The sequence below is a fragment of the Algoriphagus pacificus genome (assembly GCF_017254845.1).
In the GTDB taxonomy this organism is placed as follows: Bacteria; Bacteroidota; Bacteroidia; order Cytophagales; family Cyclobacteriaceae; genus Algoriphagus; species Algoriphagus pacificus.
Window position 1 is genome coordinate 1,089,055 of record NZ_JAFKCU010000002.1, and the last position, 24,259, is coordinate 1,113,313.

Annotated in this window: 21 protein-coding genes; 8 read left to right on the forward strand and 13 right to left on the reverse strand. The window is 38.9% G+C overall.

Annotated elements, in window-relative coordinates; genetic code table 11:
- Window positions 1–20 precede the first annotated feature (20 nt).
- Window positions 21–2,225, reverse strand: coding sequence for an adenylate/guanylate cyclase domain-containing protein (locus J0A69_RS11450; protein WP_206586684.1), 2,205 nt, complete (start codon window positions 2,223–2,225; stop codon window positions 21–23).
- A gap of 259 nt (window positions 2,226–2,484) precedes the next feature.
- Between J0A69_RS11450 and J0A69_RS11455 the strand changes: the two genes are divergently transcribed.
- Window positions 2,485–3,741 (forward strand): S8 family peptidase, encoded by a 1,257-nt coding sequence (locus J0A69_RS11455; protein WP_206586685.1) that lies wholly within the window; start codon window positions 2,485–2,487, stop codon window positions 3,739–3,741.
- Between the two features lie 70 nt (window positions 3,742–3,811).
- Here J0A69_RS11455 and J0A69_RS11460 read toward each other — a convergent pair whose 3' ends face one another.
- From J0A69_RS11460 to J0A69_RS11475, 4 genes are all read right to left on the reverse strand, one after another.
- Window positions 3,812–5,992, reverse strand: a complete 2,181-nt coding sequence (locus J0A69_RS11460) for an adenylate/guanylate cyclase domain-containing protein (protein WP_206586686.1) — start codon at window positions 5,990–5,992, stop codon at window positions 3,812–3,814.
- Between the two features lie 153 nt (window positions 5,993–6,145).
- The gene (locus J0A69_RS11465) at window positions 6,146–8,269 is read right to left on the reverse strand and encodes a c-type cytochrome domain-containing protein (RefSeq protein WP_206586687.1); all 2,124 of its coding nucleotides are present in this window, start codon (window positions 8,267–8,269) and stop codon (window positions 6,146–6,148) included.
- A 7-nt stretch (window positions 8,270–8,276) separates the two neighbouring features.
- Complete coding sequence (locus tag J0A69_RS11470) at window positions 8,277–9,731, reverse strand: DUF1501 domain-containing protein (RefSeq protein WP_206586688.1); 1,455 nt, start codon at window positions 9,729–9,731, stop codon at window positions 8,277–8,279.
- 1 nt (window position 9,732) lies between these two features.
- A complete protein-coding gene (locus J0A69_RS11475) occupies window positions 9,733–12,051 on the reverse strand; it encodes a PSD1 and planctomycete cytochrome C domain-containing protein (RefSeq protein ID WP_206586689.1) in 2,319 nt (772 codons plus the stop codon).
- Window positions 12,052–12,341: 290 nt separating this feature from the next.
- On the opposite strand from J0A69_RS11475, the gene J0A69_RS11480 reads away from it, so the two are divergent.
- Both J0A69_RS11480 and J0A69_RS11485 read left to right on the forward strand, forming a co-directional pair.
- A complete protein-coding gene (locus J0A69_RS11480) occupies window positions 12,342–12,842 on the forward strand; it encodes a hypothetical protein (RefSeq protein ID WP_206586690.1) in 501 nt (166 codons plus the stop codon).
- A gap of 169 nt (window positions 12,843–13,011) precedes the next feature.
- Window positions 13,012–13,347 (forward strand): hypothetical protein, encoded by a 336-nt coding sequence (locus tag J0A69_RS11485; RefSeq protein WP_206586691.1) that lies wholly within the window; start codon window positions 13,012–13,014, stop codon window positions 13,345–13,347.
- A gap of 60 nt (window positions 13,348–13,407) precedes the next feature.
- On the opposite strand, the gene accC is transcribed toward J0A69_RS11485, so the two are convergent.
- From accC to pdxA, 7 genes are all read right to left on the reverse strand, one after another.
- Complete coding sequence (gene accC, locus J0A69_RS11490) at window positions 13,408–14,757, reverse strand: acetyl-CoA carboxylase biotin carboxylase subunit (RefSeq protein WP_206586692.1); 1,350 nt, start codon at window positions 14,755–14,757, stop codon at window positions 13,408–13,410.
- Between the two features lie 24 nt (window positions 14,758–14,781).
- Entirely contained in the window at window positions 14,782–15,261 is a 480-nt protein-coding gene (gene accB, locus J0A69_RS11495) for an acetyl-CoA carboxylase biotin carboxyl carrier protein (RefSeq protein ID WP_206586945.1), read from the reverse strand.
- Window positions 15,262–15,353: 92 nt separating this feature from the next.
- The gene (gene efp / locus J0A69_RS11500) at window positions 15,354–15,917 is read right to left on the reverse strand and encodes an elongation factor P (protein WP_206586693.1); all 564 of its coding nucleotides are present in this window, start codon (window positions 15,915–15,917) and stop codon (window positions 15,354–15,356) included.
- 21 nt (window positions 15,918–15,938) lie between these two features.
- A complete protein-coding gene (locus J0A69_RS11505; protein WP_206586694.1) occupies window positions 15,939–16,937 on the reverse strand; it encodes a beta-ketoacyl-ACP synthase III in 999 nt (332 codons plus the stop codon).
- Between the two features lie 229 nt (window positions 16,938–17,166).
- Complete coding sequence (gene rpmF / locus J0A69_RS11510; RefSeq protein ID WP_206586695.1) at window positions 17,167–17,358, reverse strand: 50S ribosomal protein L32; 192 nt, start codon at window positions 17,356–17,358, stop codon at window positions 17,167–17,169.
- Window positions 17,359–17,376: 18 nt separating this feature from the next.
- Window positions 17,377–17,946: a YceD family protein gene (locus J0A69_RS11515; RefSeq protein ID WP_206586696.1), complete on the reverse strand. Its 570-nt coding sequence runs from the start codon at window positions 17,944–17,946 to the stop codon at window positions 17,377–17,379.
- A 115-nt stretch (window positions 17,947–18,061) separates the two neighbouring features.
- Window positions 18,062–19,078: a 4-hydroxythreonine-4-phosphate dehydrogenase PdxA gene (gene pdxA, locus J0A69_RS11520; protein WP_206586697.1), complete on the reverse strand. Its 1,017-nt coding sequence runs from the start codon at window positions 19,076–19,078 to the stop codon at window positions 18,062–18,064.
- Between the two features lie 118 nt (window positions 19,079–19,196).
- Between pdxA and rsmA the strand changes: the two genes are divergently transcribed.
- The 5 genes from rsmA to J0A69_RS11545 all read left to right on the forward strand — a co-directional run bounded on the left by rsmA (window position 19,197) and on the right by J0A69_RS11545 (window position 23,341).
- Window positions 19,197–19,982: a 16S rRNA (adenine(1518)-N(6)/adenine(1519)-N(6))-dimethyltransferase RsmA gene (rsmA, locus tag J0A69_RS11525; RefSeq protein WP_206586698.1), complete on the forward strand. Its 786-nt coding sequence runs from the start codon at window positions 19,197–19,199 to the stop codon at window positions 19,980–19,982.
- Window positions 19,969–21,336: a magnesium transporter gene (gene mgtE / locus J0A69_RS11530; RefSeq protein WP_206586699.1), complete on the forward strand. Its 1,368-nt coding sequence runs from the start codon at window positions 19,969–19,971 to the stop codon at window positions 21,334–21,336. The genes rsmA and mgtE overlap by 14 nt, the downstream gene beginning before the upstream one ends.
- A gap of 9 nt (window positions 21,337–21,345) precedes the next feature.
- Complete coding sequence (locus tag J0A69_RS11535; protein ID WP_206586700.1) at window positions 21,346–22,275, forward strand: NAD(P)-dependent oxidoreductase; 930 nt, start codon at window positions 21,346–21,348, stop codon at window positions 22,273–22,275.
- Between the two features lie 160 nt (window positions 22,276–22,435).
- A complete protein-coding gene (gene greA, locus J0A69_RS11540; RefSeq protein ID WP_206586701.1) occupies window positions 22,436–22,909 on the forward strand; it encodes a transcription elongation factor GreA in 474 nt (157 codons plus the stop codon).
- 39 nt (window positions 22,910–22,948) lie between these two features.
- Complete coding sequence (locus J0A69_RS11545) at window positions 22,949–23,341, forward strand: HIT family protein (RefSeq protein ID WP_206586702.1); 393 nt, start codon at window positions 22,949–22,951, stop codon at window positions 23,339–23,341.
- A 39-nt stretch (window positions 23,342–23,380) separates the two neighbouring features.
- Here J0A69_RS11545 and J0A69_RS11550 read toward each other — a convergent pair whose 3' ends face one another.
- Window positions 23,381–24,256, reverse strand: coding sequence for a carbohydrate kinase family protein (locus J0A69_RS11550; protein ID WP_206586703.1), 876 nt, complete (start codon window positions 24,254–24,256; stop codon window positions 23,381–23,383).
- Window positions 24,257–24,259: the final 3 nt, after the last annotated feature.

Genomic DNA, 24,259 nt, shown 5'->3' on the forward strand with positions numbered 1-24,259 from the left:
TGTTGGGAAAATAATGTGACTTACTTCATTATCAATTGGTTTGATACCAGCTGTTTGTTGGATTCAAAACGCTTGTCAAGGATTTGATTGACAATGTTTTGTACTCCGGGATCATTTAAAAAAGGCTTTAAGATGGGGTTTCTGCTTATGTAAAAATCATCTCTAAAGCCATTTTTATAGGCTTGGTTTAAGTATTCAACTACTTTCGAGCCGTTATTTTTCAATGCTTCCAATTGTGCTAAATCCAACCAGATATTAAAATCTTGCTCAGTGGCTTGAACCGCACTTAGTCGGACTTCTATTGCTGGGTTTATCAAAGACTCAGCCTCAGTTTTATTTTGGTTTTGAAGATAGATGTATGCTAAAACTATCGGAGTCGGATGACTCTTGTCGTTTTTCATTTCTGGATTAAGCTGGTAAGCCTCATTTAAATATGGAAAAGCAAGATCCATTTCTTCAGCCATAAAAGCGATAAACCCTGCTGAGGATAGGTTATAATCCGATTTATCATCTTGAGCCAAGATCAGATCAATTTGTTCCAAAGCTTCTTTTTTCTTGTTTTGGCTCAGATATGTATAGGCAATTTGCTCAGAAGTAACAGGATCAAAAGTGAGTGAATTTGCCTTCTGAAGCCAATCAATAGCCTCATTTGGATGATTGAGTAGTCTATAAATCCATCCTGTGATTTGAAATGGAACAAAGTTCGTCGGGTTTAATGAGGCTGATTTCTGTTGATATTTTAGGGCTTCAGCCAATTTTCCTTGTGTCATGTAGACTGTGGCAAGGTTACCGATAGCACCGCTTAGATTAGGATTTAAGACTAATGCCTTTTCAAATGACATTTGGGCATATTCCAGCTGCCCTTTGTAATAAAAGACAGAACCTCTTGATTTAAAAGCGTCTTCAAGTTGAGGGTCTATAGACAAGGCTTTTTCGCTTGCCGCCAGACTTGAATCCAACCAATTTGATCCTTCTCCAAAATAATCCAACCGTGCATAGCTGTCAGCAAGTCCAGTATAGGCTGAGGCATAGTTTGGATCTATTTCAATTGCTTCTTTATAAAAACCGATGGCATCGTAAGTGTTTTTCTCGCTGAAATTAGAGTAAGATTCTTTGCCTTTGAGATAGAGCTCGTATGCATCAAAACTTACCGTTTGCTCTTTCGATATTTGTTCTTTTTCAGTTGAGCTCAGTTTATAATTCAGAATGTCCGCGATTTTCGAAGCGATTTCTGCCTGAACTTTGAAGATGTCCCGGACCTCCCGATTATAGGTTTCTGTCCAAAGTGTTTTATTCTCCACCGGATCAATCATTTCAATGGAAATTCGAATGTTATCACCGATCCATTGAATTGATCCCTGAACAATAGTACTCACATCCAAGATTGAAGCAATAGAATCGATCGGGATCTGGCTGTCTTGAAATTCATAGACAGCAGCTTTATCAATCACTTTTACTTTTTCTAGTTTAGTCACATGGTTTATGATGTCTTCCGTAAGGCCTTCAGCAAAAAAAGCCTGATCTTGATTTGCTACAGTATTGGTAAAAGGTAAAACAGCTACAGACTTTTCTTTTTCCCAGGTGTAATCATTCCAAATCAAGGAATAAATCAAGAAGAGAACCAGCGTTGTTGAAATGATAGCAGCAGTCCAAAACATCCAGGTTGATTGTTTCTGATTAGCAGCGTTTTTCAGCAAATCCTTTCTCTCTGGACGGGAACATGGAGGGTTTGTTAAAGCAAATAGACTTATATCCTTTTCTACATTTTTGAGCTCAAACTTTCCGAGTTTGTTGTATGTAAATTCTGTTTTGTGCTCAATCAATGGAAGGACCTTATCGGAAAAAATGACGCAAGAGGGAATTCCAATACCCTGAATCCTCGCAGCGATATTTACAGCGTCACCGAAAACATCCCCATGGTCATAAATTATTTCTCCACAATGAAGCCCGATCCTTAGTTCTAATTTTCCTTCTTGAATCCAGATTTTTTGGATTTCTATGCTGGCAAGCAATGCCTCTTCTGCAGTTTCGAAAGTTCCTAGAATTCCATCTCCAAGTTCTTTTATGATCTGTCCATTGTATTTAGACATGATTTCGGAATGAACGCGGAGATTTTGAGTAACAAGATCAAATGCCTCGTCCTCATTTTTTCCCATCAGTTTGGTATAACCGACTATATCAGAAAAATAAACAATCGAATGTTTTCGATTTAATTCGACACTCATAAAAATCAGGTTGTTCTAACTTATGTTAAATTTTGAAGCTAGGATAGTAATTTAATCATTTTTTAGATGCCCAAAAAGTACTGATTTACTTCTTGGATTTTTGACTTCTTCCAAATCTTTAAACTTATCCAAGCAATCATTGGCTTAAGCAAAATGCAACTATTTACTTTTAAAAAAAGCAATTAATACCAATAAAATTGTATTTTAGGTAATAGGTTGTCTTAAAATATTACAATCTAACTCACTTAATTTTTGAAATATGAAAAAAATTGGAATCCTATTATTGCTTTTGACTTTTACATGGCTAGCACATGCCCAATCAAATGTATATGTGGTTACTATGAAAAGCACTTTTGAAAGTCCAGTTCTAGATAGCCGAACTGATAACGCTGACAGAATCACTCAGGCTCAACAAAACCAGGGAAAAAGGAATAACAAACAAGCCAAGCTTGACATGTTTATTCAGAATAAGGGCCTTACCAATGTGAGAAGCCGATTTATGGATGTGAAAATTGGATTTATCACTCCTCTTACTGAATCACAAAGAGCTGATCTTTTAAATGATCCTAATGTGGAAAGTGTCGTAGAGGACGTGGATATTCAAGGTAGACCCATCATGCAAGGTGATCCAGGGTCTCAAGGGCGACCTATTATGCAGGGAAGACCGATCATGCAATCAGATGCGATGAGTCCAAGTTGGCTTTATGATCCTAATGGCAAAGCCAGTTGTGCGATTAATCTGGTAAATGGTTCGGAAAATAGCTCAAGTAGAAGAGAAAGTATCTGGATTATCGATACAGGAGTCGATGCGAACCATAGAGATCTGAATGTAAACCGTCAACAGGGTGTTGCGATTTCAATGATACCAGGAGAGTCACCTTTTGATGATGTCTTAGGCCATGGAACCCATTGCGCGGGCTTGGTTGCCGGAAGAGGAACTGGTCCAATTTCAGCAACTGGGGTTTCTTCTGGAGCAGAAATCATTCCTTTAAAGGTTTTTGCTAGTAATGGAATTGGAAGCTGGTCAAAAATCCTGATGGCTTTGGATCATGTAGCCAAATATGGACAGGTAGGAGATGTGGTACTCATGAGTTTGGGAAGCTATAATGTTTCCAATTGTGAGGTTTCCAATCCACTTTTAACATCAGCCATCAAAGCTATTGCAGCAAAAGGAATGTTTGTAGTTATGTCTGCAGGAAATGATGGAGGAGATGCCGGACGAAATTTACCTGGATGCATTAATGGAAATAATATTTTTACCGTTGGAGCTCTTGATTTCTCATGTGGTTCTATAGGAAGTAAATATTCAGCTTCCAACTTTGGATCCGGAGTTGATTATTTTGTACCGGGATCAAATGTATTTTCCACTTGGCCTGGAGGTCAATACATGGTCATGTCTGGAACGTCTATGTCAGCAGCTATCATGGCAGGAATTATCCATGCTACAAGAGGTAATCCACGATCTTCAGGAACGATCAATATCGGAGGAATAAACTACAGAATAGCTTCTAAATAAGATCTGAATCCTCATCCAACAAAAAAGCTCAGGAATTTCTCCTGAGCTTTTTTAATTTCCTGATATTCGATTAGATATTCTTTTTCATCTCTTGAAGTAGAGATTCAATTTCTTTTAGCAATTCTTGGTATTCTTTGTTTGATTTTAAATTTTGAAATAGTGCGTTGTTCTGTACTTCGAATACATCAACCCAATGAAGTTCCTTTGCTTTCTGAAGGTATTCTAGAGACGCTGACTCATCATTTTTCAAAAGGTAGATAGCAGAAACCATTAAAGCCAATTCATCCTCCTGAGAAGAATTTTCAAGTTCCTCAATTCTTAATTCCAAGCTATTTCCAAGCACTTCATCGATTTGGTCTGATTGTCCATTCTTTTTCAATATATATGCGAGATAAATAGGTGCCGAAAAATATTCATCCAGAGAATTGGTTTCTCTTAATTCTATTGACCTTTTTAAATGACTTTCGGCCTTGGCGAAATCTTGAGCAAAAAAAGCAATTTTTCCTGCTATCTCGTAATTGGCGTAAGTCTGGCCCAATGACAAGATCTTAGGAATCAATTCCATTGCCCTACTGGTTTCATCCTCGAATAAAAAACTGTATGCAAGTTGCTCATAAGTTTCTATCACTTCTTGAATAGACAGTGATTTATCCAGCCAAATCTGAGCTTCTTTTTGATCTCCAAGAATTCGGTAAATCCAGCCTACAATCTGAAAAGGGATATAGCTATTAGGATTCAATCCAGAAGCTCTTTTTTGAAGTGGCAATGCCTTATCCAACTGCCCAGTGATCATATATACTGTAGCAAGATTTCCTACAGCTCTTGAATGGTTGGGATTAAGATCGTATGCTTTTTGAATTTGAGGCAAAGCGAGATCATATCGATTTTGGTAGTAATAAATCACACCTTTTGAAAGGTATCCTCCAGGCAATTCAGGGTCAAGTTCGATAGCTTTCTGGCTTGAATTGAGACTTGAATCCATATAAGCATCACCTTCACCAAAAGCACCATACATCTGAGCATATGCATCCGCTAACCCCGTGTAAGCCAAGGCATAATTTTGATCTATTGCAATGGCCTCTTTGAATTCTTGAATGGCCAACATTATAGAATCGAATTGGTAATAATTATATTTTTGGCGGCCTTTTAGATAGGATTCGTATGCTTCAAAATCTGTCGTTGGTTTCTTTTCCAGTTGGGTGATTTCGGTCTCTGTCAGGCTACCTTCGAGCTGAACAGCAATCATCTGGGCTATTTCGCTTTGGACAGCAAATACATCTTCCAATTCCGGATCAAATGTTTCGGACCACATGTTTTCATTGGTCTTCGTATCGATCAATTGCACCCGAATTCTCAATTCATCTCCTGACCATTGGACACTTCCATCAAGAATGGCTGAAACACCCAACTCCTCTGCTATTTGAGCATATGTCAAGGTCTTGTTTCGAAGTTTATCAATACTCGATTTAGAAATTACTTGTATCGAATTGATTTTGGTTAATTGCGTAATAATATCCTCAGAAAGACCGTCGCTAAAAAAGTCTTTTTGAGCATCAAAATTCAAGTTTTTAAGAGGTAAAACCGCTACCGATTTACTTTCTGGAGAGGTGGGTTGGAATAAGGGAGTCAAAGCAAAATAAGCGAGAACTATGACAAGAATTGCAGTAAAAATACTGACGCCAGTTACCCATTTCTTCTGAAGTGCAGCCTGGTTTTTTTCGATGTCAATTTTTCTAGGAACTTTCACTCCATTGGCACCAATAGCAAAAATCTCTATTGGCCTGAACACATTCTTCAGTTCGTATTTCCCCATCGGGATTTTAGCGATGGAGATTTTGTCCGGAATGAGTTCTTTGACTTTTTTACTGATCAAAATACAACCGCCAACTCCTATAGCCTGAATCCTTGAGGCAATGTTTACAGCGTCTCCAAATACATCGTGATTATCGTAGATAATGTCTCCGTGGTGGATACCTATCCTGATCTCTATTGTATTTCTTTTGTAATAGTATTGTTGGATCTCGATGCTAGCCAATAAGGCCGCTTCAACACTTGGATAAATAGACAAAATTCCGTCTCCAAGTTCTTTAATTAATTCTCCGTTGTACTTTTCAATAATAGAGAGATGAATCTCATTATTTTCCTTTAAAAGAGTATAAGCTCTTTCTTCATCCTCTCCCATAAGGCGGGTATATCCCACTATATCTGAGAAAACTACTGCGACAAGTTTCCTGGTTACCTGCTTATCCATAGAAAACCTTCGGAGAATCCAAAATCCTTTAAGTGATAAAAACTAGACTACAAAAATATTCCGATAAGAAACGGAATATTGTGTTCATTTGGAAGTGGTATTGAATTCTTTTTTTTAATCCTTCTAAAAAAAATCCAATAAACATGAAAATCGTCAATCCTCTAGTAAAACTTCATCTACAAACACCCATCCTTTGGAACCAGCACCAGGATGCCAGCTTGGTAACTTGGCAATAGGAGTAAGCCGGATGCGGATTGAAGAAAAGTCCGAAGCAGGTAAGTCATAAGCCAAAGCTTCAAAACGGGCGTTTTTGGCTTCGGTACTTTGCTCAGGAACTTCATTGATAACAGATCGCCAAGACGTTCCTTCTTTCACCCAGACTTCAGCTTGCTGAGGAGGGAAAATGTAAGCCGACTCACTATATAGTAAACTTAAAACCACTCTGGAGGGACGTTTATTCGGGTCAAATTTCACCTCGACATCAAAAGGGTTGTCCTGATATCCAAGCCATTCTCCCGTAGTGTGATTGTTTTTGCCTTTTATCTGATCGTTTAAGGTTCTTCCCTCTTGAGCTTTATATTGCTTGTTTGGTTCTTTCAAAAGAGTGACTTCACTAGGGTGAATACCTGATTTGAAAAGTAAAATGCTTTCTTCTGCACTTCCAATCCAATCTTTTGCAAAAACTCTGGCATTGATTTTTGAAGTGTTTTTAACCCAAACTGGCTCAGTATATAAGGGGCTATTTATACTATCAGGCTTGGTCCCGTCTAAAGTGTATCGAATTTCAACCGTTTTGATTGGATGCTTTATTTCCAACAAAGTACTATCCTGAAAAAGGATTTCATCGTAAACCAATTTCGGGGCATTTAACTCATAATTCACATTTGCTGCATTAAAACCAAAATCGATTTCCACGTCAGTTATTTTTTCCTTCAATTCTTGTTTTCCAGCTTCACTCAACCCGGTTTGCCAAGCAAATAATTTTCTTAGATTTTTGAATTTTAGGATACTTGGAATTGAAGAATCGCTGATTGGATTTCCTGAAATAGCTAAACTTTCGAGGTTTTCTAACTGACTGAGTTCGGCTAATTGATCATCAGTTAAGTCTGAAAAATTCAACTGTAATTCCTCAAGATTTGAAAACGTTTTTAGGAAAGAAAGATCGATTCCTTCCAAAGGCATTTTATTCAAATTGATCTTGACAACTTGTTCTTTTACCTTTTTGAGGTCTTCCAGTGAATTTGGATCAAATGCAGAAATCCCAAAATAAGAAACCTCGAGGGCTGGTGATTCAGGATAGAGTGGATTCACCTTTCTGAAAAAGTTGTTTAATTCTGCAATGTCATCTGGATCTGCTTCCTCGAAATCATAAGTTTTCTCATTGGTGAATTTTTGCGAAGCCAACATAAATAAGTCGCTTTCAGCCGGAAGTTCTCTGACCTTTTTTTCAAAGTCAGCGCCTGAATTGACCCAAGCCGTTAATATTTCAATTTCCTCTTCTGTCAACTGCTCCTTGTTTTTAGGGGGCATGTGTTTTTTTTCTTCTTTGGGAAGATGGATTCTTTGGGTTAATAGCGACTCTTCAGTATTTCCGGCAAGCACAAATGGGCCTGATTTGCCACCTTTTCGGATCCCTTCTAACTGATCCAATCTTAATTCGCCTTTAATTTTGCCTTCCTTGTGACAGCTTTGGCATTTAGATTCGAGAATCGGTTGAACCAGATCCTCAAAAACTCTAGCATCCGCTAGTTGTACTTTTGGAGTTTCATTCGATTTGATCGGTGCCAATAAAAAATCGCTTCCATGTGTCAAATTAGCTCCTAGATGCCCAGTCACAACAACTGAAAGGACCAAAACTAGACTTAGTGGCTTTAGTAATTGAGCTTTTGAATTTCTATAGAAATATAAAAGCATCGAAATTCCATAAGCAGCGATTCCCATCCATTGATGCCAATTTAATTCCGAGCCTTCGTAATCTTCTTTTGCCAATAATAATCCAGCAATCACTGTGATTCCGGCAAAATTACTTCCAATCAAAAGACTGAAAGATCCGATCTCTTTTACTTCCGAGTTTTTATCCGGTAACCAAAAAAAGACAACCCCAAAAATTAATAAAACGATAGGAAAGTGGAGGAGAAGAGGGTGAGATCTTCCAACCACTTGAAGCCAACTTGGAATTTCAATGGAATTACCTGCAATGGCTAAGATTAGGGCTAATCCTAACCAAGCAAACAGACTATTTTCTAAGATTTGCTGAATACGATGGATTTTTGGCATAAAGAAATCAGGCAATTAGGTCTTTGATTACTTTGCCGGAAACATCTGTTAGTCGGTATCTTCTACCTAAATGTTTGTAGGTAAGTCGCTCGTGATCAATTCCCATCAGGTGAAGCATCGTTGCTTGAAAATCATGTACATGCACTGGGTTTTCTGCGATATTATAACCGAATTCATCCGTTTCTCCATAGACCATTCCGGATTTTACTCCACCGCCAGCCATCCAAATGGAAAATGCCCTTGGGTGATGATCTCTGCCATAATTATGGGGAAGAATTTTTCCCTGGCAGTAATTCGTTCTGCCAAATTCTCCTCCCCAAATCACCAAAGTCTCATCTAATAAGCCTCTTTGTTTTAAATCAGAAATCAAAGCTGCTGATGCTTGATCTACATCTTTGGCTTGCATCGCCATTTGGTCAGGAAGATCACCATGCTGATCCCATCCTTGATGATACAGCTGTACGAATCTAACACCGCTTTCAGATAATTTTCTAGCCAGAAGACAGTTGGCAGCATAGGTGCCTGGTACCAAACAATCCGGGCCATACATTTTGATGATACTATCTGGTTCTTTAGAAACATCAGTCATTTCTGGAACGGCAGTTTGCATTCTGAATGCCATTTCATATTGCTGTACTTTGGCACTGATTTGTGGGTCATTAAATTCCCGGTAACTCAAATCATTCATAGATGCGATTTGATCGAGCATTTTTCTACGCTCGTCTCTCGACATGGAGTTGGGATCCTTCAAATAAAGCACCGGGTCTTCTGAATTCGAAAACTGAACTCCTTGATGGGTTGCATCCAAGAAACCATTGCTCCAAAGTTTGGAATAAACACCCTGGCCATTTCCTTTTCCTCGGCTTAGCAACACGCAAAATGCGGGTAAATTACTATTCTCACTACCTAAACCGTAACTCAACCAAGATCCCATACTTGGTCTGTTCCCTACCTGAGCTCCAGTTTGGAAAAAAGTCAATGCTGGATCATGGTTGATCGCTTCAGTATGCATGGATTTGACAATACAAATGTCATCCACCACACTAGCAGTATGAGGAAATATCTCTGAAATCCAAGCTCTGGATTCTCCATATTGATTGAATTTGAAGTAGGAACCTACTAAAGGAAATGAGGTTTGACCTGCAGTCATTCCAGTCAATCGCTGCCCACCTCTGATGGATTCAGGAAGTTCCTGACCCATGTTTTTATTCAACAAAGGCTTGTAATCAAAGGATTCCAGTTGACTTGGAGCACCATTCTGGAAAAGATAAATAACGCGTTTGGCTTTTGGAGCAAAATGGGGGAGCGCTGCCATAATCGCATCTTCATCTGGACTTCCTCCCTTAAAAAGATCAGGAATCAATAAAGAACCCAAGGCGACACTTCCTACTCCCAAACTTAATCGGGATAAAAACTTCCTCCTATTCAGATTTAAACCCTGCTCTAATATTTCCTTTTCCATTTTAAATCTTGGTAATCGTTTCTTCTAAATTGTACAAGCTTACTATCACTTGCATTAATGCGGCTGTCCTTGCCGTTTTCTCTGATTTCTCAATCGGATATTCACCCACCTCTAAAGTCGGCTTAATTTGCTCTGGATTTGCTTCAAATCGATCGAGTTGATCTTCAAAGTAGCTTTCCAAAATCTCCTCTTCCTCAGAATTCATATCTCTACAAAGGATTCTCTTAAATGCTGTTTTGATTACTTCTGAGTCATCTTTGATTTCTGAATCAAGTCTTGTGGCCAACACTCGAGACGCTTCCAAAACCATCGGGTCATTTAGCATTAACAAAGCCTGAAGAGGAGTATTTGTCCTGCCTCTTCCTACTTCGCATTGGTCACGATTGCTAGAGTCAAAAATGATAGCTTTTGGTGGAGGTACGGTGAGCTTAATAAAATTGTAAAGTCCTCTTCGATATAGACTTTTGCCTGTATCCTGAACATAAGTTGCTAGCACGCCTCTTCCAGAGGTTGCAGCTTCCCAAACTCCTTCTGGTTGATAGGGTTTCACACTTGGGCCTCCAAGTTCCTTATGAAGTAAGCCACTGCTTGCAAGAACCAAATCTTGGATATTTTCTGCAGAAAGTCTAAGTCTCGGAGCTCTTGCCAAATAAACATTAGCGGGATCAATAGCCAAATGATCTTTATTGATTGCTGCGGATTGTTGATAGGTAGCTGATGTGACGATTTGTTTCAAAAGACGCTTGATATCCCAACCGTTTTCCATAAAATCAACTGCTAACCAATCCAGTAATTCAGGATGGCTAGGAAGGTCGCCTTGCATGCCAAAATCCCCAGCAGATTTTACGATTCCTGTTCCGAATATTTCCTGCCACATCAGGTTGACAAATACCCTTGCGGTTAATGGGTTTTCTCTAGAAGTAGTCCATTTAGCCAATCCCAATCTATTGCCTTCCATGTTTTTAGGAAGCTCTAAAATTGCAGCTGGCGTGGAGGCTTCTACTGGGACGGTAGGAGCATCGTAAACTCCCCGATCAAGAATATAAGTGATTCTTTTCTCCCCTTCATCCAATTCACCCATAACTGACACGCTTAATTTTGAAGTGTCTTGGTAATTGATAAAGCTCATTACACCAGATAAATCTTCCTGATCCATCCAAAGAATAGGAGTTTTTGCAGGTTTTGAAACGGAAACATCTCCCTCATAGCCTTTTTCAGGAGTATTATTGAAAAAGGCAAACATCTCGTAATACTCTTTTTGAGAGAATGGATCATATTTATGATCATGGCATTGCGCACATTCCATAGTGATTCCCAAAATCCCCTTGCTAAACGTGTTGGTTTTATCCAAAACATATTCAATGCGGTATTCTTCATCAATAACTCCACCTTCTTCCGTGTATTTATGATTTCGGTTGAAGGCAGTAGCAAGGATTTGTTCTTTATTGGCATCAGGAAGTAAATCTCCTGCCAATTGCCAAGTCAAAAACTGATCATAGGGCATGTTTTCATTGAAAGCATGAATGACCCAATCTCTATAAGGCCATTGGGTTCTGATATTGTCATCCTGATATCCGTAACTATCCGAGTAGCGAGAAATATCCATCCAAAGTACCGCTAACTTCTCTCCAAATGCTGGATCTGACATTAAACCATCTACCAAATCCTCATAGCTATTAGGGCCAGAAAAATCCCCGTACTTATCTAAAACTTCAGGGCTAGGAGGTAGGCCGGTTAAATCCAAACTTACTCTTTTGATTAACTCATGAGGCTTAGCAACTGGGTTAGGTTCTAATCCCTGCGAAATGATTTTTTGGTAGGTAAAAAGATCGATTTCATTTTTTGTCCACTCGTTGGATGGTGGAAGAGCAGGTTTTTCAGCTTTGGAAAAAGCCCAATGAGGTTCATATTTTGCTCCTTGTTTGATCCATTCCTTGATAAGATTGATTTCTGATTCAGTTAAAACCAAGTTTGATTCAGGGGGAGGCATAAGTTCACCTGTATCTTCAGAAGTTATCCTATGATAAACCTCGGATTCTTCCAGATTTCCTGAAACCAAAGCAAATTTCCCTGGACTGTCTTTTAGTGAAGCAAATGCACCTTCCTCTGTGTCTAATCTTAGGTCAGCCTCACGTTTGTTGGCGTCTGGTCCATGACAGGCAAAACATTTATCAGAAAGTATTGGTCGAATGTGAAAATTGTAGCTGATTTGATCATTTGGAGCTAATTCCAATGATTTATTCTCCTTGGACGTACAATTCCAAGCAAGCAAAGCTAGTGTTAAGAGTGCTAAAGAGTTAGATGTTCTAAAAAGCGACATTTAGATTATTTTGGTATTTCAAATTATGAAAAAAAATTAAGAAAGTCTTTCTAATTATTAAAAAAAACTATTTATGTGAAAGACCAAAATTGGGAAGTAATTGTCGAATTGGGTTGATTTTAAATTAGCAATTTTCGCAAAAAGTAAATTACTGTTTTTTGGAAAATAATAATTTAACATGCTGTCAAATTACCTTTTTACGGATTAAATCAACGAATTTTAACTGAATAAATTTTAAGATAATCGATTAATAGTTAAATGGTTAGTTTGAATTTTTGACAATTAAATAAATGAGATCTTATTTTTTCTTAGTGTTTTGGCTTATTGGATTTTCTGTATTGGCACAAAATACTGTGCTTCCTACTGGACCTTTTATCAGAATTTATAATGCAGAAGGAAAGAAAATCGGAAAAGGTAGAGTGATAACTGTTTCAGATTCTGTTTTAACCTTTGGGTCTGATTACAGAGGTATTAGTCTACCGATCCAAAATATTCATACTATCAAAACCAAACATTCAAAAGGTCATCTTCCACTGGTTTTAGGTATTTCAGGTTTTGTTGCTGGGGCCACAATCGCAGGCATTAATTATAATGAAGATGCGATATTATTTGGAAGAGGCTTCGAAATGATTGGTACCGGATTTATTGGAGCATTAGGGACATCTTCTATAGGTGCGATAATTTCTGGTGCTAGGAAAGAGGAAGTTTTTATTGTCGATGGCGACATTGAAAAAGTGAATAAGATGATTTCTGAATTAGGAATAAATCAAAGTTCTAATCAGAAGGAGTAATTCAAGTTCGGACTTACGAATTATCATTTTCGCAATCCTAGATTTTGATTTTAATAAACAGAAAAATATGATGGCAACTCGTACCCAACTATTAATGACCTCCTTGATTTTTTGTTTGATTTTATCTTCCTGCAAAGTCTATCAAAAAGTGGATTGGGTTGAACCCAAAATGCCTGCTGAATCAAGGAATAAATATTTCGAACCAAGGCAACTTTCCAAAATATCAGAAGGAGATTACTTAGATGTATTGACAATAGATAGTATCAGTTATGAAATAACCTTTTCAATGGTTAGAAATGATTCTATTCAAGGTTTATTTACACAGAAAAACAATAGAAGAATAAAATTCCCTATTCAATCTGGTATTCCTATTTCTGAAATCAAAATGATAAAAGTAAAGAAGTTTAATTATGTGGCAACAATGCTAACTGTAGTCTCCATTCCAATTGGACTATGGCTTATGGTTAAGTCTATTACATTCAGTCCGGGTTTTTTTGGTATTTAATCCAAGAAATAAAAAAAAGCTGCCCTTTTGGAGCAGCTTTTAAATTGGTAAAAGGTTGGATTATTTTTTAATAACTGAGAAGTCAAATGTTTCAAGAAACTTCGTGGTGAAATTCCCTGCTTTGAATTCAGGATCATCCAGTAATGCAATATGGAAAGGAATGGTTGTTTTGATGCCATCAATTACAAACTCTTCCAAAGCTCTCTTCATTCTGACGATAACTTCTTCTCGAGACTGACCGCTTACAATCAGCTTTGCTATCATAGAATCATAGTTTGGCGGGATCACATAGCCTGCATAAACGTGTGAATCCACACGAACTCCTCGTCCACCTGGGATATGCAGATTGTTGATTTTTCCTGGGCTAGGTCTGAAACCATTAGCAGGATCTTCAGCATTGATTCTACACTCCATTGCATAAAGCTTAGGGAAGTAGTTTTTGCCGCTGATCACATCTCCTGCTGCAACTTTGATTTGCTCTTTGATCAGGTCAAAATCAGTTACCTCTTCAGTGATTGGATGCTCTACTTGGATACGGGTATTCATTTCCATGAAGTAGAAATTCCGGTTTTTGTCCACCAAAAATTCAATAGTACCAGCACCTTCATATCCAATCGCTTCAGCTCCTTTGATAGCAGCTGCTCCCATTGCTTCACGAAGTTCATCCGTAATAAATGGGGAAGGAGTTTCCTCTACCAGTTTTTGGTGACGTCTCTGGATTGAGCAGTCTCTTTCTGACAAATGGCAAGCTCTTCCGTTTTTATCACCGATTACTTGAATTTCAATATGTCTTGGCTCTTCTACAAATTTTTCAAGGTAAAGACCGTCGTTTCCAAAAGCTGCTCCGGATTCCATTCTGGCATCATCCCATGCTTTTTTGAATCCGCTTTCTTCTTTGACGATTCGCATACCACGACCACCACCACCGGCTGTAGCTTTCAAAATTACAGGATAACCCATTTCATTGGCTAGCTTGATTCCCTGCTCGATTGATTCCAATAATCCATCGGAACCAGGAACAGTAGGAACGCCAGCTTCACGCATGGTAGCTTTTGCGGTAGCTTTATCACCCATTTTGCCAATCATATCTGGACTGGCTCCAATGAATTTGATTCCGTATTCTTCGCAGATTCTTGAAAATTCAGCATTTTCAGAAAGGAAGCCATATCCAGGATGGATGGCATCTGCGTTGGTGATTTCTGCTGCCGCAATAATTCTAGGGATATTCAAATAGGACTCTCTACTAGGAGCTGGACCTATGCAAACAGCCTCATCGGCAAACCTTACATGAAGGCTGTCCTTGTCAGCTGTTGAATAAACGGCAACAGTTTTGATTCCCATCTCTTTGCATGTTCTGATGACACGCAAAGCGATTTCTCCTCTATTGGCAATAAGTATTTTTTTAAACACGGTCGTATCTTTTGGTGAAAAAAATTACCCTGCAGGATCTACAAGGAATAATGGCTGGTCGTATTCTACAGGAGTAGAATTAGAAACCAGGATTTTCACGATTTTTCCAGAGATTTCAGATTCGATCTCATTGAAAAGCTTCATAGCTTCAATGATACAAACAGTTTGTCCTGGCTTGATAGTATCTCCCTCGGTGACGAAAGCAGGAGAGTCCGGATTTGGAGTCATGTAGAAAGTACCAATCATTGGAGATTTGATCTCTACTAGATTGGAAGCTGCAGGAGCCGGAGCTGCTGGTTGAGCTGGGGCCGGAGCTGGAGCTGCTGGTTGAGCAGGTGCAGGAGCTGCCGGTGCTGGAGCAGGAGCTGCTTCGACCATTCTTACATTTGAAGAATCTGCATATTTTTTAATGGACAACTCAAATTCTTCAGTCTTGATTTTTACTTCAGCCAATCCTGAATTTGAGATATAATCGATTAACTCTTGAATCTCTTTAGGTTTCATAGTCATGTTTTTTATAAAATGTCCTCGGACAATTCAATTGGGTTTAAACAAAAAAAGCTGTTCCAATTATTTATTGAGGACAGCTAAGTTAATTATTTTACTCTTTCGGAATAAGAACCATCTCTGGTATCCACCTTAATCATAATATCCTGCTCAACGAAAAGAGGAACCATTACAGTGGCACCGGTTTCTACTGTTGCTGGCTTTAATGCATTTGTAGCAGTATCGCCTTTGATTCCCGGCTCTGTATAAGTAATCATCAATTCAACGAATGGTGGAAGTTCCACAGAAAGTGGTGTTTCAGTTTCGTCGTGGATCAGGATATCTACTAATTGACCATCTTTTAAAAGGTTAGATCTTTCGATCAGTTTTTCCTCCAAAGAAATCTGCTCAAAGGTATTGGTGTCCATAAAATGGTATCCCAAATCGTCTTTGTACAAAAATTGGTGAGGTCTCTTTTCAACTCTCGCGGTTTCTACTTTCTCGCCTGCGTTGAAAGTCTTTTCAAGTGTTTTACCACTTGTCAAACCCTTTAATTTTGTTCTTACAAAAGCTGCTCCTTTACCAGGTTTGACATGCTGGAATTCAACAATGCTGAAAATATCATTGTTCATTACCAGGCAAAGGCCATTTTTAAAATCTGCAGTACTTGCCATATGTTCAAATATATAATTTACTTATTTCGGATCGTATCCCCACTTCAAATAAATAGCACCCCAGGTAAATCCACCTCCAAATGCAGCCAATACTAGATTGTCGCCTTTTTTAAGTTGGTTTTCATAGTCCCAAAGACAAAGAGGCAAAGTGGCAGCAGTAGTGTTTCCGTAATTCTCAATGTTCATCATCACTTTATCAGATCCGATTCCCATTCTACTTGCTGTTGCATCGATGATACGCTTATTAGCCTGATGAGGAACTAGCCAAGCAACATCTTCACTGGTTAAATTATTTCTTTCCATGACAGCTGCACTTACATCCGCCATGTTGGTCACAGCAAATTTGAAAACGGTAGATCCTTCCTGAGCTGCAAAGTGCTCACGAGCATCAACTGTTTCATGCGTAGCAGGCTTCATGCTTCCCCCAGCTTTCATATTTAGATAGGGTGCTCCTGTTCCATCAGCATGTAACAATGCATCCATGATACCAAATTCCTCAGTAGTTGGCTCAAGCATAACTGCTCCAGCACCATCTCCAAATAAGATACAGGTGGTTCTATCTTCGTAATTGACGATGGAAGACATCTTGTCTGCCCCAACAACAATTACTTTCTTATGTAATCCTGTCTGAATAAACTGACTTCCAATTTGCAAGGCATATAAAAATCCAGAGCAAGCTGCAGCAATATCAAAGCTATAGCTTTTCTTGGCTCCAACTTTATCCGCTATAATATTGGCAGTTGCAGGAAATGGCATATCAGGAGTCACAGTGGCGCAAATGATCAAATCCACATCCATAGGATCTGTGTTGGTTTTGGCTAGCAATCCTTTGATTGCTTCTACGGCCATTACAGAAGTTCCTTGATTTTCTCCTTTAAGGATTCTTCTTTCCCTGATTCCTGTTCTTGTGTAAATCCACTCGTCGTTGGTATCTACCAGAGTTTCAAGTTCTTTGTTGGTTAATCGGTATTCAGGAACATATCCTTGAACCCCAGTTACCATAGCTCTGATTTTGTCCATTATAGTTTGGTTATAAAAAGGAGCCCCAAATAAAAAACTCCTTAAATATGGGTTGAAAGGTAGGTATGCTTTCTTTGGGTAGGGTCAAAAATATTACAATTGTACCTGACCACCAAAATAAAAACTACCAATAGAATTCAATGTACTGAAAGCCAGCCAATTGAATTCCGTTTAAAACAAAAAATCCATTCTTAGCTAAGAATGGATTTAATATGTTTCGGTTGACTGATTAAGCCAATACCTCTTTTTCGATAATAACTTGTCCTTTATAGTACAATTTACCGTCCAACCAGAATGCTCTGTGTGGCAAGTGCATTTCGCCAGTAGTTTGGCATTTCGCCAATCCAGGAGCTTCTAACTTGTAATGAGTTCTTCTTTTATCTCTTCTGGTTTTCGAAATTTTTCGTTTAGGATGTGCCATTTTATATGTGGTTTATGATTATTCCTTGTTTTTTAAATTTTTTAATGATGCCCAGCGGGGATCAATTTCTTTTGGTTCTTCTTTTGAGTTGTCCTCAAGTTCGTCATCTTCGAAGTTTTCATCATCTAGATAAACTATGCCTCCTTCTCCTTCAAAATCTTCATCATCCAGTTCATTACGGTAGTCTGGGTGAATCTTTTTTGCCGGAAGATTGAGCAATATGAATTCATAGATCAATTGAGCCACATTGACAGAAGGGGTGTCCCTAGTGATCATCATGACATCTTCGTTGATTTCTTTTTCCTCGGAGCCGAATTTGTAGATCATCTTTTCATGGATGTCCAAAGGCTGCTCAAACTCTTCCAGACTTCTGTCACAGATAAGATTTACAGTTCCTTGGATATGAAAATCCATTTCTATCAAATGTGCTCCTTTGTCCATGATGATCCGTACGATCATCTGACCTTTTTCGACAAGATTGTTGTCTTCGAAGTGTTGGAAGAAAGAATCTCCGATTTCGAATTCGATTTCGTGTCTTCCTTCAACGAACTTAATTACCTCAATATCAAAGGTTCTCCAGAATTTCACGATTCCTCCTCTCGATTTAAGACCGCAAATTTAGGGAATTATTTAAATAGGATAAAATAGATTGTAAAATATTCTTTGGTCAATTGCGGATTTCTTGACAAGAATTTGAATAAATCTATTCTTCCTCTGGTGTGTGCTGGGAAATAATGTCTGCTGCAAGGAAAATCGCAGCTCGCATGGATCCTTCATCTGCCAGGTTTTTGCCTGCAATGTTATAGGCTGTGCCATGATCAGGTGAAGTTCTGATTACTGGCAAACCAGCAGTATAATTCACACCAGAACTGAATGCGATTGACTTAAAGGGAATCAAGCCTTGGTCATGATACATCGCCAATATTCCATCAAACTTCGTCTGGTGCATCATTCCAAAGAAGCCATCAGAAGGGTAGGGACCAAAAACCATTTTATTTTGATCTTTTAATTCCCGAATTGCCGGTTTGATGATTTCCTCCTCTTCTTTACCCAGCAACCCATCTTCTCCAGCATGGGGATTCAGACCCAGAATAGCGATTTTTGGCTTGTTGATTCCAAAGTCCTTTTCCAAGCTATCCAATAACAACTTGGCTTTTTTAAGAATTCTTTCCTTTGTAACTGCTTCTGGGACTTTTGCCAAAGGGATATGCCCAGTTACCAAACCAACTCTCAATTGGTCTGAAACCATCAGCATCAAACTGTCTTTTGCTCCCACAGCTTCTGTGATGAATTCAGTATGTCCTACGAAATGAAGCTCCTCGGAATTTATATTGTTTTTGTTGACTGGAGCAGTAACCAGCGCTTGAATCTGACCTGATTTAAGGTCTTCTACAGCTTGAGATAATGCTGCCAAAGCCATTTTACCTGCTTCTTGAGTTTCTACCCCGGGAATCACATCAGGACATTCCTCCATAACATTGATGACATTCACACGCTTGTGTTGCACTTCATCCAGACTTTTGATCTGTACGAAATTAAAATCGTCGATAGACAAAGCTTTCTTATAAAATGAGATTGCTTTTCCATGCCCATAGATCAAAGGAGTGAATGATTTAAAGATCCTGTTGTCAGTTAAGGCTTTGATAACCACTTCTATGGCTACACCATTTATATCTCCAATACTGATCCCGATAATGGGCCTGCTCTTTCTTATGTTCATATTATTTTGGGCATTGCGAAAATTGAACCTTACTTGCCAAGCAATTCGCAGTGTTTCCTTTTAGAATATTCTCTTAATTTTAAGGCTGCAATTTATAAAAATTTATCAGAGCTTACCGATGGAAAAAGTCAGAGCCAAAAAACATCTTGGCCAACACTTTTTGACCGATTTGAGTATTGCGGAGCAAATTGCTCTAGCGGTCAAAGGGCATGGAGGTGTGAAGAAAGTCCTTGAAATAGGGCCTGGCATGGGTGTGCTCACAGATTATTTGCTGAAAAGCGACTTGGAGCTATATCTAATCGATATAGATTCCGAATCGATTACTTATTTAAATAAGAAATATCCTGCTTTGAAGGATAGAATTATTGAAGGAGATTACCTTAAATATAATTTCAAAGAGGTGATTCCTGATCAATATGCCATTGCAGGGAATTTCCCATACAATATATCATCCCAGATTTTCTTCAAAGTACTAGAGGTAAGAGATCAAGTCACAGAGGTGGTTTGCATGCTCCAAAAGGAGGTTGCTCAGCGAATTGCTTCTCCAAAAGGAAATAAAGATTATGGGATTTTGTCTGTTTTACTTCAGGCATTTTATGACATAGAATATTTGTTTTCTGTTCCTCCAGAGGTATTTGATCCACCGCCGAAAGTGAACTCAGGCGTGATCAGGCTGGTTAAGAATGAAGTAAAAAGTCTGGACTGTAACGAAAAATTGTTTTTTCAGGTAGTGAAAGGTGGATTTGGAAACCGAAGAAAAACACTGAGGAATTCATTGAAATCTTTTCAACTATCGGAAGACTTGAAAAATAATCCTTTATTGGATAAGCGTGCCGAGCAATTGGATGTCGCCGATTTTGTTTTTATCGCACAACAAATAGAAGCTTCTCGTGGAAATCATTAAGCAATTTGAACTTTCGAAGGAGTACCTTGAAAGCCTCAGACTGGGGATAGAAGAGGAGAATAATGACTTTATCCGGGAATCTCTCGATGGAGCCAATGTGGCTGACGTTGCTGCGATTCTCGATGAGCTTTCTATGGCTGAGTCGATTTATGTACTTCGACTTTTAGAAAATCAATTCTCTGCAGATATTCTTATCGAGCTCGACGAGGATACTTTGACGCGGGTGCTGAAGGAAATGGAAATTCCAGAAATCGCCGGTCTCATCGAATGTATGGACTCCGATGATGGAGCGGATATTTTGAACCTTCTTTCCCTTAGAGAGCGGGAAGAGGTAATCGGGTATTTTACGGATCGGCAGAAATCTGAGCAGATTCTTGAACTCTTACGCTACGAAGAAGACACTGCCGGTGGTATCATGGCCAAGGAATACATTCGAGCAAATAAAAACTGGAATGTTGTTCAGACCATCAACGAAATCAGAAGACAAGCGGAAAACGTAGACAAGATTTTTTCTATTTACGTGGTTGACAATAAACAGCAATTGCTGGGAAGGGTCTCATTGAAGAAAATCGTTTTGGCATCTGAGCACACCAAAATCGAGGATATTTACGAAGATGAGGTGATTTCCGTGCCTACCTACATGGACCAGGAAGAAGTGGCTGAAATCATGAGAAGATATGATTTGGAAACTGTTCCTGTGGTCAATGTTAAAAACAAATTAGTGGGCAGGATTACAGTCGATGATATTTTGGATGTAATCCGGGAAGAGGCGGAAGAAGATATTCAGGCGATGACCGGTATATCGGATACAGTTGATGAATACGATAGTGTTTATCGATTGACTAAAGCGAGATTGCCTTGGTTGCTTATTGGAATTGTAGGTGGATTACTTGGAGCTGGTTTTATCGGCTTCTTTGAGGAAGGCTTGAATAAGGTTACTGCACTTGCGTTTTTCATTCCTCTGATCACTGCAACAGGAGGGAATGTAGGAATTCAGTCATCTTCTTTGGTTGTACAATCCCTTGCAAGTAGATCGGCCTTTGACGATTCTTTTGGAAAGCGATTTATCAAAGTGCTCCTGGTTGCGATTATCAATGGATTAATACTGGCCACCTTCGTCTTTGGTGTGGTGGTGTTTATTTATAAGAATGATATCTCATTCGGGATGGTCGTAGCGATTGCCTTGTTTTCAGTGGTTTTGCTTTCTTCATTTATGGGCACTATTACTCCCATTTTATTGGATAAAATCGGAATTAATCCCGCTTTGGCATCGGGTCCGTTTATTACCACTGCAAATGATTTATTAGGATTGGCTGTATACTTTTTAGTAGCCATTTCCCTTTTACACATTTAAATAGAACCAATGAGGATCTTAATAATTGACGAGATGCATTTGAGCATAGTTCCTATGCTTGAGGCAAAAGGACATGCGGTTACCTATTCTCCAAAAATTACGCGTGCAGAAATCTTGGATCAGGTTGGAGATTATGAAGGCTTGATCATCCGATCCAAAACCCCGATGGATCGTGAATTATTAGAGAAGGCAGTTAATCTGAAGTTTATTGGACGTGCTGGAGCTGGCCTAGATCAAATCGATTTGGAATACCTGGTCAATCGAGGAATCAAATTATTTCATGCTGCCAAAGGAAATCGTGATGCAGTAGCAGAACACGCAGTGGGGATGTTACTGGCGCTTTTCAACAATATAAAAAAAGCTGATTCTGAAGTTCGAAAAGGAATTTGGGATAGGGAAGGCAATCGCGGTCATGAACTGATGGGTAAGACTGTAGGGATCATGGGTTATGGAAATATGGGTAAAGCTTTTGCGAAAAGGCTTCAGGGCTTTGGAGTTGAGATTTATGCATACGATAAGTACAAAATGAATTATGCGGATGATTTGGTGCATGAAGTCATCTGGGCCAAAGTAAAAGCGGAGTCAGAAATTTTAAGTATTCATGTTCCGCTGACTACCGAAACCCGTAATTTTTTGACCTTGGAGGAACTGGAAAGCTTCGCGAATCCGATTTGGCTAATAAATACAGCACGTGGAGAGGTGATCAGTTTCAAGACTTTAAATGAAGCATTGGATCGTGGAATTTTGCTCGGAGCGGTTTTGGATGTGCTGGAAAATGAAAAATTCGCAAGATTTTCAGAAGAGCAAAAGGCTGAATTTGAAAAGCTTGCCCAGCGTGAAAATGTATTGTTTACACCGCATGTAGCAGGCTGGACTTATGAGTCTTATGTGAAAATTAATAAAGTCCTCGTAAAGAAAATCAGCAAGGCATTTAGCTAAAGAATTTGAAAAGAAATTACAGTTTTCAGACGCTTTGTGAAATTGTTTTGTAGCATTTGGTTTATTATCTTTGGACATCAAATAAAGACATCTGGCTAAGTAACGGTCCCCAAACGCGACCGTTACTTTGTTTTTGGTGCCTTTCTAATTGAGAATAATTATGGGAAAAGTACAATACTACACTGAAGAAGGACTGAAGAAGTTAAAGGACGAACTTCAAGAATTAAAGACCAAAGGCCGTACAGATATTGCAAAGCAAATTGCTGAGGCAAGGGATAAAGGGGATTTGAGTGAAAATGCTGAATACGATGCAGCAAAGGATGCTCAAGGTCATTTGGAGCTGAAAATTGCGAAACTCGAGGCAGTAGTAGGTAATGCTCGAATTTTCGATAATTCCCAAATGGATACTTCCAGAGTTGGAATCCTTAGTACTGTAAAAATCAAAAATGTTAAGAACGGAATGACAGTTTCTTATACGTTGGTTTCTGAAGAAGAAGCAGATCTGAAGGCAGGAAAGATTTCTTTGGGTTCTCCTTTTGGAAAAGGACTTGTTGGTAAAAAGGTAGGAGAAGTAGCAGATATCAACGCGCCTGCTGGCGTACTTCAATTCGAAATTCTAGACATTTCATATTAAACTATTTCCCGGTCATGCCGGGATTTTTTATTTCAAATTATGGCTTCAATTTTCACTAAAATCATCAATCGAGAAATTCCCGCTCAGATCGTCGCTGAAGATGAAAATTACATAGCATTTCTGGACATTATGCCTTTAGTCAAGGGCCATGTGTTGGTGGTGCCTAAACAGGAAGTAGATTATATTTTTGACTTAGAGCCAGAGGTTTTAGCTGGTCTACATGTCTTTTCACAAAAGGTGGCCAAAGCGATGGACAAAACCATCAAATGTACTCGAATCGGTGTCGCAGTGATTGGCTTGGAAGTGCCACATGTACATGTCCATTTGGTTCCACTCCGAACGATGGATGATATAAATTTCAGCAGACCAAAATTGAAATTGACTCCAGAAGAACTTGCAGAAACCGCAGAATTAATTAAAAGCGGGTTTTAGCAAAAAAAGAGCGGTAAGAAATTTCTTACCGCTCTTTTTTTATTGGATTTGCTCTACTTCTGCTTGGGTATATTTTGGAGTTCCTCCTTTTTTTGTCGCCACAAAAGCTCCTAGTTTGCTGGCAAAATCCAAGGTTTTTTCAGGCGGGTTGTCTTCCAGATACATTTTGATAAATCCACTCAGAAAAGCATCTCCAGCCCCAATGCTGTCTTCAACTTTTACCTTATAACCTGGATGTTCAATGATATGTCCTTTTTCATAGACCAAAGCACCTTTTGAACCTTTAGTCACACAAATCAAATCCATGGGGAAATGCTGGTCTAGATATTCACAGACAGCATTGACAGATGGTTCCAAATCGAAATAATCAGCGAAAATTTCCAATTCATCCTCGTTGATTTTCAGAATATCTGCAAAACCCAAAAGCGTCTCGATTATTTCAAAATCATAAAATGGAGGTCTTAGGTTGGCATCAAAAATCCGTAAAGTCTGATGATGCAATAGCTTAATGAGTGTATTGAGACTTTCGGTATTTCGCACACCTAGGGTTCCAAAAACAAAAGCATCTGCACTTGAGACAGCTTCATCCATGGTGGGGTTCCAAGTGATAAAATCCCAAGCAACAGGAGAGACGATCGTGTACTTCATGTTTTCAGGGTCGGAATCATCTACCAAAACCTTGGAAGTTTCATGTTCTTCTTTTTGTTGAATCAAATTGGTAGGTAATTGGAATCCTTTCAAAAATTCCAAAAGTTTCTCCCCATCCTCATCTTTTCCTACTGCTGAAATGAGTATTGAATTCAAGCCTAATTGATGAAGATTCAAAGCTACATTCATGGGAGCTCCGCCTGCTACTGGGCCACTGGGAAGGCAATCCCACAGCATTTCTCCAAAAACAACTACCTTATTTTCCATTGA

Coding starts and splice junctions, on each gene's coding strand:
- J0A69_RS11450 (WP_206586684.1), bottom strand. CDS start 2,225: ATGAGTGTCGAATTAAATCGAAAACATTCGATTGTTTATTTTTCTGAT.
- J0A69_RS11455 (WP_206586685.1), top strand. CDS start 2,485: ATGAAAAAAATTGGAATCCTATTATTGCTTTTGACTTTTACATGGCTA.
- J0A69_RS11460 (WP_206586686.1), bottom strand. CDS start 5,992: ATGGATAAGCAGGTAACCAGGAAACTTGTCGCAGTAGTTTTCTCAGAT.
- J0A69_RS11465 (WP_206586687.1), bottom strand. CDS start 8,269: ATGCCAAAAATCCATCGTATTCAGCAAATCTTAGAAAATAGTCTGTTT.
- J0A69_RS11470 (WP_206586688.1), bottom strand. CDS start 9,731: ATGGAAAAGGAAATATTAGAGCAGGGTTTAAATCTGAATAGGAGGAAG.
- J0A69_RS11475 (WP_206586689.1), bottom strand. CDS start 12,051: ATGTCGCTTTTTAGAACATCTAACTCTTTAGCACTCTTAACACTAGCT.
- J0A69_RS11480 (WP_206586690.1), top strand. CDS start 12,342: ATGAGATCTTATTTTTTCTTAGTGTTTTGGCTTATTGGATTTTCTGTA.
- J0A69_RS11485 (WP_206586691.1), top strand. CDS start 13,012: ATGCCTGCTGAATCAAGGAATAAATATTTCGAACCAAGGCAACTTTCC.
- accB (WP_206586945.1), bottom strand. CDS start 15,261: ATGAAACCTAAAGAGATTCAAGAGTTAATCGATTATATCTCAAATTCA.
- efp (WP_206586693.1), bottom strand. CDS start 15,917: ATGGCAAGTACTGCAGATTTTAAAAATGGCCTTTGCCTGGTAATGAAC.
- J0A69_RS11505 (WP_206586694.1), bottom strand. CDS start 16,937: ATGGACAAAATCAGAGCTATGGTAACTGGGGTTCAAGGATATGTTCCT.
- rpmF (WP_206586695.1), bottom strand. CDS start 17,358: ATGGCACATCCTAAACGAAAAATTTCGAAAACCAGAAGAGATAAAAGA.
- pdxA (WP_206586697.1), bottom strand. CDS start 19,078: ATGAACATAAGAAAGAGCAGGCCCATTATCGGGATCAGTATTGGAGAT.
- rsmA (WP_206586698.1), top strand. CDS start 19,197: ATGGAAAAAGTCAGAGCCAAAAAACATCTTGGCCAACACTTTTTGACC.
- J0A69_RS11535 (WP_206586700.1), top strand. CDS start 21,346: ATGAGGATCTTAATAATTGACGAGATGCATTTGAGCATAGTTCCTATG.
- greA (WP_206586701.1), top strand. CDS start 22,436: ATGGGAAAAGTACAATACTACACTGAAGAAGGACTGAAGAAGTTAAAG.
- J0A69_RS11545 (WP_206586702.1), top strand. CDS start 22,949: ATGGCTTCAATTTTCACTAAAATCATCAATCGAGAAATTCCCGCTCAG.
- J0A69_RS11550 (WP_206586703.1), bottom strand. CDS start 24,256: ATGGAAAATAAGGTAGTTGTTTTTGGAGAAATGCTGTGGGATTGCCTT.